Origin of the sequence: Mesorhizobium sp., assembly GCF_004962925.1 — a bacterium.
Lineage (GTDB): Bacteria > Pseudomonadota > Alphaproteobacteria > Rhizobiales > Rhizobiaceae > Mesorhizobium.
Window position 1 is genome coordinate 1 of sequence record NZ_SUEO01000176.1, and the last position, 13,263, is coordinate 13,263.

Below are 13,263 nucleotides of genomic sequence, written 5' to 3' on the forward strand. Positions count from 1 at the left end.
GTGACGTTCTGCCGGCGTGCGGCGCTCTGCGATCCAGGCGGCAAGCGGAGCGAGCCCGCCCGGCTCGATCCGGCAGGTGCGCACGCGCCCGATCTTTTCGCTGCGGATCAGCCCGCACGCTTCCAGCGCCTGGAGATGCCGGAGGACAGCGGCGAATGTCATGCCGAACGGCTCCGCCAGCTTGCTGACAGTGGCCGGCCCGCGGCTCAGCCTTTCCAGGATCTCCCGGCGCGTGGGCTCGACAAGAGCCCGCAGGATGAGGTCGACCTTAGAATACTTAAGCATGGACTTGAGTGTTTCATCGGCGGTATGAATTGTCAAGCCGCGACTAAAGTGTCTTTGCAAAATAGCGAGTGGCTCAGAAAACCCACCGATATAGACCGGTGCGAACATAGATGAACCGAGAACTGCGAAGAGCGTGGGACGGCATCCTCGCCATCAGCCAATCGAGGGCCGCACGTTCTCAATCCTCGTGCAGCACAAATTCCAGGTAGAGGTTGCGTTGCAGCATCGAGTGGTTGTCGTCCGAGATCAGCGACACCATCAGCGCGCCGTCGTCGCGCGTCCAGACGTCGAGCCCTTCCATATTGTCGATCTGGTAGGCCATGTCGGCTTCTGTCAGCACCGGCCCGTCGGCGACGGCGCCCTTCTCGACGCTTTCACCATAGATGCGCCTCAGCCGCATCTTGACGCCGCCGGCCATAGAGAAGCTGCGCTCCAAAAGCAGAAGGTCGCCGTCCGGCAGGAAGGCACCGTCGGTGATGTCGAATTCACCGTTGCGCTTGACGGTGAAGACGCCCTTGTGCGGCCCTTCGATGACAGCCGCATAGATGTTGCCTGATTTGTCGAGGCTCTTTTCCGACACCACGACCAGCCCGCCCTCGTGCTGCCCGTGGGGATTGGCGTGGGTAACTGTCTCGAAGCCGCGATTCCGACGAAGCTCCCAGGCTGGAATCAGGAAGTCCAGCTGCTTCAACGGCGGCTTCATATCGTGCGGATCGAACTCGAACTGGGCGACACGATGGTTGCGCTCAAAGCCGACCGTGGCAATGCCGTCCTTGACCGCAAGGCCTTCGGCGTCGACCTCCCATTTCTCGTCGATCGGCTGGCCCGACGCGTCGATCATCTGCTGCATGCGGAAATTCTGGACACCCGACGGGCGCTTGTCAGCATCATGGGTGACCGTGCCGAAGAACCAGAAACCGGTGTCGGCGACGCCGATGAAATCACTGCCGGGCTTGAGGAAGCGAAACGCCGACAGCGCACCGAAATCGCGTGACGGCGAAGTCATTTCCAGCCCGCCGACGAATTCGAGCGGGCCAAACCGCTTTTCGTCACGGCCGATGTGAAACCGGGTTATCGGCCGTGCCGAGATCTCGATCGGCCCGACCGAAACCGGGCCGACAGCGATGGAAGGTGATAAGGCGATGCCGGCAACGAACAGCGCTGTGGCGGCGAAAAGCGTCTGCCGAAAGCCGCCTCGCAAAAAAATCATCCGGCACGCCGCATGCCGCCGCGTCGCGTGTCCCGCACGCTTTCCTCGCCAAACAGCGACGCGAGCTGCTCGGTCATGGCGCCGGCCAGTTCCTCGGCGTCGACGATGGTGACGGCGCGCCTGTAATAGCGGGTGACGTCGTGGCCGATGCCGATGGCCAAGAGTTCGACCGGCGAGCGCGTCTCGATCAGTTCGATGACGGCGCGCAGATGCCGTTCGAGATAGTTGCCCGGATTGACCGACAGTGTCGAATCGTCGACCGGGGCGCCGTCCGAGATCATCATCAGGATCTTGCGCTGCTCGGGCCGGGCGATCAGGCGGTTATGCGCCCACAGCAACGCCTCGCCGTCGATGTTTTCCTTAAGCAGGCCCTCGCGCATCATCAGGCCGAGGTTGCGGCGTGCCCGCCGCCACGGATGATCGGCGGATTTGTAGATAATGTGGCGCAAATCGTTGAGCCGCCCGGGATTGGGTGGCTTGCCTTCCTTCAGCCATTTCTCGCGTGCCTGCCCGCCCTTCCAGGCGCGGGTGGTGAAGCCGAGGATCTCCACCGAGACGCCGCAGCGCTCCAGCGTCCGCGCCAGGATATCGGCGCAGGTGGCGGCGACCGTGATCGGTCGGCCGCGCATCGAGCCCGAATTGTCGAGCACCAGCGTCACCACCGTATCGCGGAATTTGGTGTCACGTTCCTGCTTGAAGGACAGCGGCTGCATCGGATCGATGACGACGCGCACCAGCCGCGCCGGATCGAGATAACCCTCTTCGAGATCGAAATCCCAGGAGCGGTTCTGCTGTGCCATCAGGCGGCGCTGCAGCCGGTTGGCCAGCCGGCCGACAACGCCCGACAGGTTGGCAAGCTGCTTGTCGAGGAAGGCGCGCAGCCGATCCAGCTCCTCTTCCTCGCACAGATCCTCCGCACCCACCGTCTCGTCGAAGGCGGTGGTGAAGACCTTGTAATCGATCTCCTTCGACAGATTGGCGAAGGGATTGTCGTTGCGGCGCGCCTCGCCGGGCGTCTCGGCATCGGCGTCGTCATCGTCGGACAGGTCGTCGGCGGTAGCGTCTGACGCCTCCGTCTCGGCCGATTGCTCGTCGTCGGACGACGCCTCGGTATCGTCGGACTGCGATTGCTCGGAGCCGGAATCGTCCTCCCCGCCCTCCTCGCTCTGCTCCCCGCCTTGCGGCTGGTTGTCGTCATTGTCCTCGGAGTCTTCGGTCTCCTGGTCGTCGCCGAGTTCTTCGGCCATTTCCATGGAAGCCAGCATCTCGCGCACGACACGGGCAAAGGCCTGCTGGTCGTCGAGCTTTGCCGACAGCCCGTCGAGATCGGCGCTGGCCTTGTCCTCGACCCATGGGCGCCAAAGGTCGACCAGCCGCTCGCCACTCTTCGGCACGGCACGGCCGGTCAACTTTTCACGCACCATCAGCGCCAACGCCTCCTCTATCGGAGCATCTGCCTTGTCCTTGACGTCGGTGAGGTTGGCTCTGGCGTATTTGTCCTCGAGCATCGAGCCGATATTGTCGGCCACACCTTGCATGGCGCGCGAGCCGATTGCCTCGACGCGGGCCTGCTCGACTGCATCGTAGATGGCGCGGGCCTGCTTGCCTTCCGGCGCCAGCCTGGTGTGGATGCGCGTGTCGTGACAGGCGCGCTTCAACGCCATGGAATCGCCGAGCCCACGGGTGATGGCGATATCGGCCTTCGAGGCTTTCTTCGGCAGTTCTGGCAATCGCGCGCGACTGCCGGCGAGCGCCGGCCGGTCCTTTGCGAAACCGACATCGAGGTCCTTGTCGCCAGCGATCGCGCGCATGCAGACGGTGACGGCGCGCTTGAAGCTGTCGGCTTCAGACCCCGTCTTCGACTTGTTGCGCGTGTTGTCGCCCGGACCCGCCATCGAGAACTCTGCTTAGCCCAGCACCACATTGGCGGCCGATTCGGGCAGATCTTCGCCGAAGGCGCGCTGGTAGAACTCGGCCACGAGCGAGCGTTCCAGCTCGTCGCACTTGTTGAGGAAGGTCAGCCGAAACGCCATGCCGATATCGCCGAAGATCTCGGCATTCTCGGCCCAGGTGATGACCGTGCGCGGGCTCATGACAGTCGAAAGATCGCCGTTGATGAAGGCCGAACGCGTCATGTCGGCGACGCGCACCATCTTGTTGACGATCTCCTTGCCCTTGCCGTCGCGATAGTGCTTGGCCTTGGCCAGCACGATGTTCACCTCATTGTCGTGCGGCAGATAATTCAGCGTGGTGACGATCGACCAGCGGTCCATCTGCGCCTGATTGATCTGCTGGGTGCCGTGATAGAGGCCGGTGGTATCGCCGAGACCGACCGTGTTGGCAGTGGAAAACAGCCGGAACGCCGGATGCGGGCGGATAACCCGGCTCTGGTCGAGCAGCGTCAGCCGGCCGGACGATTCCAGCACGCGCTGGATGACGAACATCACGTCCGGGCGGCCGGCATCATACTCGTCGAAGCACAGCGCGACATTGTGCTGGTAGGCCCAGGGCAGGATGCCGTCGCGGAATTCGGTGATCTGCAGCCCGTCCTTGACGACGATCGCATCCTTGCCGACGAGATCGATACGGCTGACATGGCTGTCGAGATTGACGCGCACGCAGGGCCAGTTGAGCCGGGCGGCGACCTGCTCGATATGCGTCGACTTGCCGGTGCCATGATAGCCCGACACCATGACGCGGCGGTTATAGGCGAAGCCGGCGAGGATCGCCATCGTCGTGTTCTTGTCGAACAGATAGTCTGGATCGATGTCGGGCACATGCTCGCTCGTCACCGAGTAGGCCGGCACCACCATCTTGGACTCGAAGCCAAATTTCTCTTTCACCGACACCGTGGTGTCGGGCAGGTTGGCGATGTCGCGATCGACCTTGTTCATCACTATCAACGTCTCCACGGGCGAAACGCCTGATTTCGCCGGCAATCGATTTTGTCCGGGGGCGGTCTTAGAGCCTTTTCCAACCTTATGAAAGTTGGAAAACGACACGAACCGTAAGGTCGCTCAGCACAATCCTGCCTGCTTGAGCACGCGATAAGCCTGGAGCACATCGCGGAACCGGTCTTCCGAACCTCTGTCGCCGCCATTCGCATCCGGATGGTGGCGTTTCACCAGTTCCTTATAGCGCGCCTTAATATCCTTGCCAGTCGCCTTTGTATCAAGGCCAAGCGTTTCCAGCGCCTTGGCCTCAAGCGGCTTCGCCTTGCGCTCGCGCACCTCGCGCGGATCCTTCGGACCTTTGAACAGGTCGAACGGATCGCGCATGCGGTTGTAGTAGCCGGCGCGGCCGGAACGCTGCTGGGCGAAATCGGGTGAAGAGCGCGTCGAGGCGCCGTTGACGCCCATCTTCCATGTCGGCCGGTGGCCGGTCATCGCTTCCTTCTGGAAGCGGGCGATCTCGGTATCGGGGACACCGGAGAAATAATTGAAGCCCTTGTTGTACTCGCGCACATGGTCGAAGCAGAACTGAAAATATTCGCCCTCCTTCATGCGTCCAACCGGCGCGCGATGGGTCCCGGCCTCCTTGCAACCGTCCCACTGACAGATCGGCGAGCGCGACTTCAGCTCCGCATCCTTCTCCGGGCGGATGCGGATCTTCTCGAAATATTTGGGGTACGGTTTCATCTCACCCATTTATGGGCTGTTCGCCGGTGCGAAACAAGAATTGACATTTTCGCGATGATCGCCCTAACCGCTGAATCGCGGCATAAAGCGGGCGATCGGCGAATTTTGTCGCGGCGACAGCATTGCGCGTCCTCCTGGACGCGCAAAAGGCACCGATTTTCGGGGGTCATGCGCCAGTCATATGTGGTGAAGGGAAGTACGAATGTCCATACAGTCAACGATGGAAGACAAGTTGAAGAAGGCGTTCTCGCCTGAGCGGCTGGTCATCATCAACGAAAGCCATCTCCATGCCGGCCATCACCATCAGGACTCCGACCATCACGGCACCTATGACGGCACCGGCGAGACGCATTTCCGCGTCCGCATCGTCTCCTCGGCCTTTGCCGGCATGAGCCGCATCGAGCGTCACCGCGCGGTCAACGAACTGCTGGCCGACGAGTTGAAGGCCGGTGTCCATGCGCTGGCGATCGAGCCGGCCGCGCCGGACGAAAAGACCAGGTGGTAGGCATCAGCCGAGCGCCGTCTTCAGGAAAATCATCACCGCGGCGGTCAAGGCGTCGCCTTCGTTGCCGAAATCGCGATTGATCGACATGTGCGAATGGGCGCTGCCGTCGAACAAAATGACTTCCGTTCCGGTTGCCCGCAGGCGCTCGGCGAAGGCCTGTGAGGCTGCCGCACGACCCGATGCGCGCGAATAGGCGATGAAGGCCGGCGGATGCTTGCGGCTCCCGGCATGGCTGGCAGGCGACAGCGCACGCCATTGCGCCGGATCGGGAAAGGCCCGGGCATAGGCCCGCGTCATGCCGCCGCTCCTCGCAAGCGCCTCCAAATCATAGGCCCTGGTATCGTTCAGAACCAGCGCCGCAACGCCGGGCAGACCGCCGCGCAGCCCGGTCAATGCGGCGAGATGGCAGCCGGCCGAATGGCCCATGACCGCCATCCGGTTCGGATCGCCGCCGTGTCTGGCGATGTTGGCGCGCACGTAGCGATATGCCTGTTCGACATCGTCGGCCTGGGTGGCGACATCGGCCTTAGGCAGCAGCCGATAATCGATGGAGACGAAGCAGAAGCCATTGTCGAGCAGAAAGCCCGGCTTGACGTTGACGTTGGTGCGGTTGCCGGCCCGCCAGGCACCGCCATGGATAAAAATGACCACAGGCCGGCCGCTTGCGCCATCGCGCGAGTAGATGTCGAGCTTGGCCGGTCCATAGTCGAAAGTTTGCGGAGACGGCGAGCCCCGGCGCGATGCCGCCGAAGCGCTGGCAGGCAGCAAAGCCATCGACATCAAAAGCAGGGTTCGCCGATCGATCACCCGTCATCTCCAGACAGCCCAGTCGAAAGTGCACGCCGGCGCGGCGAGCGTCCAGTCAAGGATTGGTTAGCCGGGACAAGAAGCTAAATGTCGCCGGCCGGCCTGATCCTCAGCCTTGCGATCCGGTTCTTGTCGCGCTTCATGACGACGAAGCGCTTGCCGTGAAAGGTGAAAGCCTGCTTCTCGTCCGGGATCAATTGCGTCTCGTGGATGACGAGACCGGCAATGGTGGTGGCTTCTTCGTCCGGCAAATCCCAGTCGAGTGCCCGGTTCAGGTCGCGGATCGGCACAGTGCCGTCGACGACGACGGAGCCGTCGGCTTCCTGCTTGACGCCCTGAATGTCGATATCGTGCTCGTCGGCGATCTCACCAACGATCTCCTCGATGATATCCTCCAGCGTCACCAGCCCCTCGACCTCACCATACTCGTCGACGACGATGGCGAAATGCGCCTTTCGACGGAGGAAGGCGTTGAGCTGTTCCTGCAGCGTCGTGGTGTCGGGCACGAACCACGGTTTTGTCGCGATCTTCATCACGTCAATCTGGGAAAAGTCGTTGCCGACATCGTTCAGCGCGCGCAGCAGGTCCTTGGCATGCAGCACGCCGACGATGTTGTCGAGTGAGCCCTTCCACAAGGGCAGGCGGGTATGCGGGCTCTGCAGGATCTCGCGCACCACTGCTTCCGGCGGATTGTCGGCATTGACTGAGCGCATGTTGGTGCGATGGACCATGACATCGGACACTTCGAGCTCGTCGAGATCGGACAGGCGGCCGATGCGGGCGCGATCCTCGCGCACCACCTGGCCATTGCGCCGAAGATCGTCAACGCCGCCGCGCGGTTCATCATGGTTCGAATGCTGCGGCTCGATGCGCTGCATCTCATAGCCGAAGGTGGCTAGCAGGCGCGCGCGAAAGGCGAAAGCGAGCAGGCCGAGCCCGGCCAGGACAGCAGCGACAATCCAGCCGGTCTCGTTCATCCCGGGCGGCTTTTCTGCCGACCCCGGCTGCTTTTTTGCGAACCCGGGCGGCTTTCCTGCCGACCCGGATGGTTCTCTCCCAGAAACGACAGCACTTCCGACGCCGGCACGTCCCTGGCGATGAAGGCCTGGCCGATGCCGCGCGTCAGGATGAAGGTCAGCGCGCCGCGCGACACCTTCTTGTCCTGGGTGATGAAGGCGAGCAGCGCCTCGGCATCAGGCAATTCGCCCGGAATGTCGGCCATGCACCAAGGCAGGCCGACGGCGCGAAGATGAGCCTCGACCCGCGCCGCGTCGTCGGGGCTTGCCAGATTGAGCCTGGATGAAAAGCGATAGGCCAGCGCCATGCCGATGGCGACCCCCTCGCCATGGACGAGACGGGCGCTGTCATAATGAGTGGCGGCCTCGAGCGCGTGACCGAACGTGTGGCCGAGATTGAGCAGCGCGCGGTCGCCGGTCTCGAACTCGTCGCGGGCGACGACATCGGCCTTGGCGCGGCAAGCTTGGGCGATGGCCTCGGTTCGCTCCGGGCCGCCGGCAAACACTCTGCCCCAGTTCTCCTCCAGCCAGGCAAAGAACTCAGGGCGGTCGATGAGCCCGTATTTGGCGAGTTCGGCATAGCCGGCCCTGAATTCCCGGATTGGCAGCGTGTCGAGCACTTCGGTGTCGGCCAGCACCAGTTTCGGCTGATGAAAGACGCCGACTAGGTTCTTGCCGCGCGCACTGTTGATGCCGGTCTTGCCGCCGACCGAGGAATCGACCTGCGCCAGCAGCGAGGTCGGGATCTGCACGAAATTCATGCCGCGGCGCACGATACCGGCTGCAAAGCCGGCCAGATCGCCGACAACACCGCCGCCGAGCGCGATGACGACATCGCCGCGTTCAAGCCTAGCTGCGAGCACGCCGTCCACAACCTCCTCGAGATGCGCGAAACTCTTGGTCTTTTCCCCAGCCGGCAGCGTGATGACGGCAGGCTGGATGCCGCCTTTTTCGAGGCCGGCCTTCAACGTTTCGAGGTGTGCTGCGGCGACATTGTCGTCGGTGACCACCGCGGCGCGCGTGCCCGGAAGGCGGCGCGAAATCTCGGTGCCGGCGCGCAAAAGCAGGCTGGAGCCGATCAATATGTCATAGGCACGATCGCCAAGCCCGACTTCGACGGTGACTGTCGTATTGGCGCTCACGACCGCACCTCGCCTGTCGCGGCCGCAACGCCGAAATACCCGCAAAGCGCGCTCACCACCTCGGCCGCAATGACCTCCTTGCGATCGTCGCGGGTCGGCACGGTGACATCGGCGGCTGCGTAGACCGGATAGCGCTCGGCCATCAACCGTTCGATCACGGCGCGGGGATCGGCGCTTTTCAGGAGCGGCCGGTTCTGCTTCTTGGAAACGCGGTCCATCAAGAGGTCGATCTCGGCCTTGAGCCATACCGACACGCCATGGCCGGCAATGGCCTCCCGCGTCTGTGCGCTCATGAAGGCGCCGCCTCCCGTCGACAGCACCTGCGGACCGTGTTCCAGCACACGCAGGATGACGCGCTGCTCCAGCGCCCGGAACTCGGTCTCGCCATAGCGTTCGAACAATTCCGGGACACTCATGCGCGACACGCTTTCGATCTCCTGATCGCTGTCGATGAAAGGCAGTCCCAGGATCCCCGCCACCTTGCGGCCAATCGCCGTCTTGCCGGCGCCCATCAGGCCGACAAAGACGATGGACCGGTCGCCCAGCCGGCCGAGTAGCGCGGCATGGCTCTCATCAGGAGGATTTGCTGGCAGCGCGTTCATACGGACCTCGTTGCCGGCGTATCGACATCAAAAGCCTGTTTGCGTCAAGCGTGGCGCGCGCCGAGCTTCGTCCTTGAATTGGCCGGATTGGCGTCTCATAAGGGCACAGGGTTTGGAAACGCAGAACAAGAAGACGGGCGAAAATTGATGCCGACACTGTTCCGCTTTGTCGTGACGCTCACGATTCTGGCCGGCATTGTCTATGGCGCGATGTTCGCTCTGGCGATGTTCGTCGAGCCGAGAAAGGCCGAAATGAGCGTGCGCATTCCTCCGGAAAAGCTTAATCCCAAGAAAAACTGACTCAAAGAAATGAACAGCGCGGCCCGTATCGAAGCCTTTCTGGAAATGATGAGCGCCGAGCGGGGCGCAGCCGAAAACACGCTTTCCAGCTATCGCCGCGACCTCGAAGACGCTTCAGCCGAGATTGGCGGCGGGCTTGCGGGCGCCGCAGCCGCCGATATCCGCGCCTATCTCGACGAGATCGCCGCACGCGGTTTTGCCGCCACCTCGCAGGCACGCAAACTGTCGGCGATCCGCCAGTTCTTCAAGTTCCTTTACGCTGAAGGCCTGCGCGGCGACGACCCGACTGGAACCCTGGACAGCCCTAAGAAGGGCCGGCCGCTGCCGAAGACGATGAGCGAGGCCGATACCGGCCGGCTGATCGACCGTGCGGCGCAAGAGGCAGCTGACGCCTCGCTGAACGACGGCGACAGCCTGGCGGCGCTGCGTTTGCATGCACTGGTCGAGGTGCTCTACGCCACCGGCCTGCGCGTTTCCGAGCTGGTCGGCCTGCCGGTGACCGTGGCACTGCGCGACGACCGTTTCTTCATGGTGCGCGGCAAGGGCGACAAGGAACGCATGGTGCCGCTGTCGGCAAAGGCGCGCCTGGCGATGCGTGCCTGGCTCGCTGCCCGGGCAACGGTGCCGGCTTTCGCAGATAGCCCGTTCCTGTTTCCGGCAGCAGGCGACAGCGGCTATCTCTCACGGCAGGTGTTCGCCCGCGAGCTGAAAGGCCTTGCCGCGCGGGCCGGCATCGCCTCGGCGAAAATATCGCCGCATGTGCTGCGCCACGCTTTCGCCAGTCATCTCCTGCAGAATGGCGCCGATCTCAGGGCCGTGCAGCAGTTGCTTGGCCATGCCGATATTTCAACGACGCAGATTTACACGCATGTGCTGGAGGAACGGCTGGTGCGGCTGGTCAACGATCATCATCCGCTTGCCGACTAGGCGTCATATCGCTATGTGAGGACCACGTTCCACCGCCCGGAGCCTCAATTTCCTGGGTTCCGCCAGTCATTGCCTCCCGGTCTATCGGTCCGCTCAAGAATGTACAATTACCTCGATTTCGAAAAGCCGGTCGCCGATCTCGAAGGCAAGATCCTCGAGCTGAAGAAGCTCGCCGAGAATGGCGAGGCGGTCGATGTCGGCGATGAGATCAGCCGACTCGAGAAGCGTTCGCGCGACGCACTGCGCGACGCCTACAAGGCGCTGACCCCGTGGCAGAAGGTGCAGGTGGCGCGCCATCCGGACAGGCCGCATTGCGTCGACTACATCAAGGGCCTGTTCAACGATTTCACGCCGCTTGCCGGCGACCGCAATTTCGGCGAGGACCAGGCGATCGTCGGTGGCTTCGCCCGCTTCCGCGGCGAGCCGGTGGCGATTATCGGCCAGGAAAAGGGTTCGGACACGACCAGCCGTCTGAAGCATAATTTCGGCTCGGTGCGACCGGAGGGCTACCGCAAGGCGGTGCGGCTGATGGAACTCGCCGACCGCTTCAACATCCCGTTGCTGACGCTCGTCGACACGGCCGGCGCCTATCCCGGCGTCAACGCCGAGGAGCGTGGCCAGGCGGAAGCCATTGCCCGCTCGACATCGGCCTGTCTCGGCCTGAAGGTACCGTCGATCTCGGTGGTCATCGGCGAAGGCGGCTCGGGCGGCGCCATCGCGATCGCCACCGCCAACCGCGTCTACATGCTCGAGCACGCCATCTATTCGGTGATTTCGCCGGAAGGCGCCGCTTCGATCCTGTGGCGCGACACCACCCGCTCGAAGGATGCAGCGACCAACATGAAGATCACCGCCCAGGATCTGCTGGAGCTGAAGATCATCGATGCCATCATTCCCGAACCGCTGGGCGGCGCCCACCGTGGCCCGGAGGCGGTCATCGCCGCCACCGGCGACCTCATCGCCAAGACGATGAAGGAGTTCTCCGGCGCCAACACCGATTTTCGTGAGCAGCGCCGCGAGAAATACCTGGCAATGGGGCGCAACCTCTAGACCATGATCCCGAACCGAAGGTCAGCACAGCAAAAAGTGGGAACCGGTTTTCGGAAAAGATCATGGTCAAACAAAAAGATTCAGTCCATCCGATTGAAATCGGACGGACTGCGTTACGTTTTCAGCGCCGCAATATGGCGAGATTGAGCACTTCCGCCACAAAAATGCCGCGGCATTCGGTTCAATCAGATTGCCGTAAGGGGATGCGCCCGGCGCTTGCGGTAAGGAATTTTCAAGGTTAACGGGCTTAGGGTTGGGCCTGACGGCGCTGATGCCTGCGGTCCGAAAGAAAAGACATAGCCATACCCATGTTTGCCAAGCTTGCCCGCACCGGACTTCTGATTGCCGCGATAGGGGTCGCCGGCTGCAATGATTCTTCGATGAAGGATTTTGCCCCCCAGGCCAACAAGCCGCTGCCGGACAAGATCCTGGCCGGCATGAAGGCCAAGGGCATGACCCGCACCTCGCCGGTGATGGCCCGCATCTTCAAGGAAGAGGGCAAGCTCGAAATCTGGAAGGCCAAGACCAACGGCCGCTACGACTTGGTCGCCAGCTACGACATATGCAAATGGTCGGGCAAGCTGGGTCCCAAGTTCACCGAAGGCGACCGCCAGGCGCCGGAAGGCTTCTATACGGTCCGTCCGGCGCAGATGAATCCGCGGTCGAACTACCACCTTTCCTTCAACATCGGCTATCCCAACGCCTACGACCGCGCCAATGGCCGCACCGGTTCCCATCTGATGGTCCATGGCGCCTGCTCGTCGTCGGGTTGCTATTCGATGACCGACGCGCAGATCGAGCAAATCTACGCCTTCGGCCGTGATGCGTTCCAGGGCGGGCAGACCGAATTCCAGATCCAGGCTTTTCCGTTCCGTATGACCGCCGCCAACATGGCGCGTTATCGCAAAGATCCGAACTACGAATTCTGGAAGATGCTGAAGGTCGGCTACGACAATTTCGAGATCACCAAAGTGCCGCCGAAGGTCGACGTCTGCGAGAAGCGCTACGTCTTCAACCAGGTCGCGCCCGACGGCGCGACGTTCGATCCGGCCAGCGCCTGCCCCGCAACGACGCAGCCGGATTCGCTGAAGAGCGCCTTCAATGCCTATCAGAGCACCTACGAAGCGGCTTTCAGCGGCGCGGTCAAGGCCAGCGTGCCGGCCCCAAAGCCAACCATCGCCGGCATCAAGGAAGCCAGCATCGTTTCCGAGTGGTCGAAAAAACGCGCCCGTGGCGAACGCGTGCCGATCGAGCCGCCGTCGTTCAACGCCGACGGCTCGGTGACGGAGACGGCGCGCATGGGCCGCATCGATTCACCGGCCGGCCGCAAGATGGCCGCGCTCGATGCGGAAAAGGCCGCCAAGCAGAAGGCCGAGGAGCAAAGGCTTGCCGCCATAGAAGCGGCCAAAGCCGCGAAAGAGGCGGCCAAGGCTCAGGCTCTGGCCGAAACGGCCAAGATCAATTCGCTGGCCGAAGAGGGAGATGCCATGGCCGCGGCCGAAGCGCCTGTCGCTACCGCGACAATCGCGTCGCCCCCAGAGGCCGCCCCGGCCAATGCCGATCAAAGCAGGGTAACAAAGCTGAAGAACAAACTGCTTGGCATGTTCGGCGGCTGAGGTTTTCGCTTGGCCAAGCCTACTTCCGTCTATGACCTCAAGGGCCTGAACTGCCCCTTGCCTGTGCTGAAAGCAAAAAAGCGGCTGGCTGCGATGCGGCCGGGCAGCAGGCTCTGGCTGGAGACCACTGACCCACTGGCCGTCATAGATATCCCCGCCTTCTGC

General features: G+C 62.7%; 15 protein-coding genes. 6 read left to right on the forward strand and 9 right to left on the reverse strand.

Annotated features, from left to right (window positions below; genetic code table 11):
• The 5 genes from E5W87_RS26710 to E5W87_RS26730 form a co-directional block, all read right to left on the reverse strand.
• Window positions 1-285 (reverse strand): helix-turn-helix transcriptional regulator (locus E5W87_RS26710; RefSeq protein WP_292404494.1); only part of this gene is annotated, 285 nt, incomplete at its 3' end.
• Window positions 286-463: 178 nt separating this feature from the next.
• Entirely contained in the window at window positions 464-1,495 is a 1,032-nt protein-coding gene (locus E5W87_RS26715; protein ID WP_292404496.1) for an esterase-like activity of phytase family protein, read from the reverse strand.
• Window positions 1,492-3,390, reverse strand: coding sequence for a cobaltochelatase subunit CobT (cobT, locus tag E5W87_RS26720; RefSeq protein WP_292404498.1), 1,899 nt, complete (start codon window positions 3,388-3,390; stop codon window positions 1,492-1,494). Before cobT ends, E5W87_RS26715 begins: the two co-directional genes overlap by 4 nt.
• A 12-nt stretch (window positions 3,391-3,402) precedes the next feature.
• The gene (cobS, locus tag E5W87_RS26725) at window positions 3,403-4,389 is read right to left on the reverse strand and encodes a cobaltochelatase subunit CobS (RefSeq protein WP_095485930.1); all 987 of its coding nucleotides are present in this window, start codon (window positions 4,387-4,389) and stop codon (window positions 3,403-3,405) included.
• 123 nt (window positions 4,390-4,512) lie between these two features.
• On the reverse strand, window positions 4,513-5,142 hold the full coding sequence (locus tag E5W87_RS26730) for a J domain-containing protein (RefSeq protein ID WP_095485929.1): 630 nt from the start codon (window positions 5,140-5,142) through the stop codon (window positions 4,513-4,515).
• A gap of 193 nt (window positions 5,143-5,335) precedes the next feature.
• On the opposite strand from E5W87_RS26730, the gene E5W87_RS26735 reads away from it, so the two are divergent.
• A complete protein-coding gene (locus tag E5W87_RS26735) occupies window positions 5,336-5,638 on the forward strand; it encodes a BolA family transcriptional regulator (RefSeq protein WP_292404501.1) in 303 nt (100 codons plus the stop codon).
• A gap of 3 nt (window positions 5,639-5,641) precedes the next feature.
• On the opposite strand, the gene E5W87_RS26740 is transcribed toward E5W87_RS26735, so the two are convergent.
• The 4 genes from E5W87_RS26740 to E5W87_RS26755 all read right to left on the reverse strand — a co-directional run bounded on the left by E5W87_RS26740 (window position 5,642) and on the right by E5W87_RS26755 (window position 9,205).
• Window positions 5,642-6,445: an alpha/beta hydrolase gene (locus E5W87_RS26740; protein WP_292404503.1), complete on the reverse strand. Its 804-nt coding sequence runs from the start codon at window positions 6,443-6,445 to the stop codon at window positions 5,642-5,644.
• A gap of 83 nt (window positions 6,446-6,528) precedes the next feature.
• Window positions 6,529-7,422 (reverse strand): HlyC/CorC family transporter, encoded by an 894-nt coding sequence (locus E5W87_RS26745; protein ID WP_292404505.1) that lies wholly within the window; start codon window positions 7,420-7,422, stop codon window positions 6,529-6,531.
• Window positions 7,419-8,603, reverse strand: coding sequence for a 3-dehydroquinate synthase (aroB, locus tag E5W87_RS26750; RefSeq protein WP_292404507.1), 1,185 nt, complete (start codon window positions 8,601-8,603; stop codon window positions 7,419-7,421). The genes E5W87_RS26745 and aroB overlap by 4 nt, the downstream gene beginning before the upstream one ends.
• On the reverse strand, window positions 8,600-9,205 hold the full coding sequence (locus E5W87_RS26755; protein WP_292404509.1) for a shikimate kinase: 606 nt from the start codon (window positions 9,203-9,205) through the stop codon (window positions 8,600-8,602). The genes aroB and E5W87_RS26755 overlap by 4 nt, the downstream gene beginning before the upstream one ends.
• A gap of 147 nt (window positions 9,206-9,352) precedes the next feature.
• On the opposite strand from E5W87_RS26755, the gene E5W87_RS26760 reads away from it, so the two are divergent.
• The 5 genes from E5W87_RS26760 to E5W87_RS26780 all read left to right on the forward strand — a co-directional run.
• On the forward strand, window positions 9,353-9,505 hold the full coding sequence (locus E5W87_RS26760) for a histidine kinase (RefSeq protein WP_095485924.1): 153 nt from the start codon (window positions 9,353-9,355) through the stop codon (window positions 9,503-9,505).
• Window positions 9,506-9,514: 9 nt separating this feature from the next.
• Complete coding sequence (locus E5W87_RS26765) at window positions 9,515-10,432, forward strand: site-specific tyrosine recombinase XerD (protein ID WP_292404511.1); 918 nt, start codon at window positions 9,515-9,517, stop codon at window positions 10,430-10,432.
• A gap of 99 nt (window positions 10,433-10,531) precedes the next feature.
• A complete protein-coding gene (locus E5W87_RS26770; protein WP_292404513.1) occupies window positions 10,532-11,482 on the forward strand; it encodes an acetyl-CoA carboxylase carboxyltransferase subunit alpha in 951 nt (316 codons plus the stop codon).
• Window positions 11,483-11,790: 308 nt separating this feature from the next.
• The gene (locus tag E5W87_RS26775; RefSeq protein ID WP_292404514.1) at window positions 11,791-13,098 is read left to right on the forward strand and encodes a murein L,D-transpeptidase family protein; all 1,308 of its coding nucleotides are present in this window, start codon (window positions 11,791-11,793) and stop codon (window positions 13,096-13,098) included.
• 9 nt (window positions 13,099-13,107) lie between these two features.
• The coding region (locus E5W87_RS26780) for a sulfurtransferase TusA family protein (protein ID WP_292404516.1) at window positions 13,108-13,263 on the forward strand (156 nt) is incomplete at its 3' end.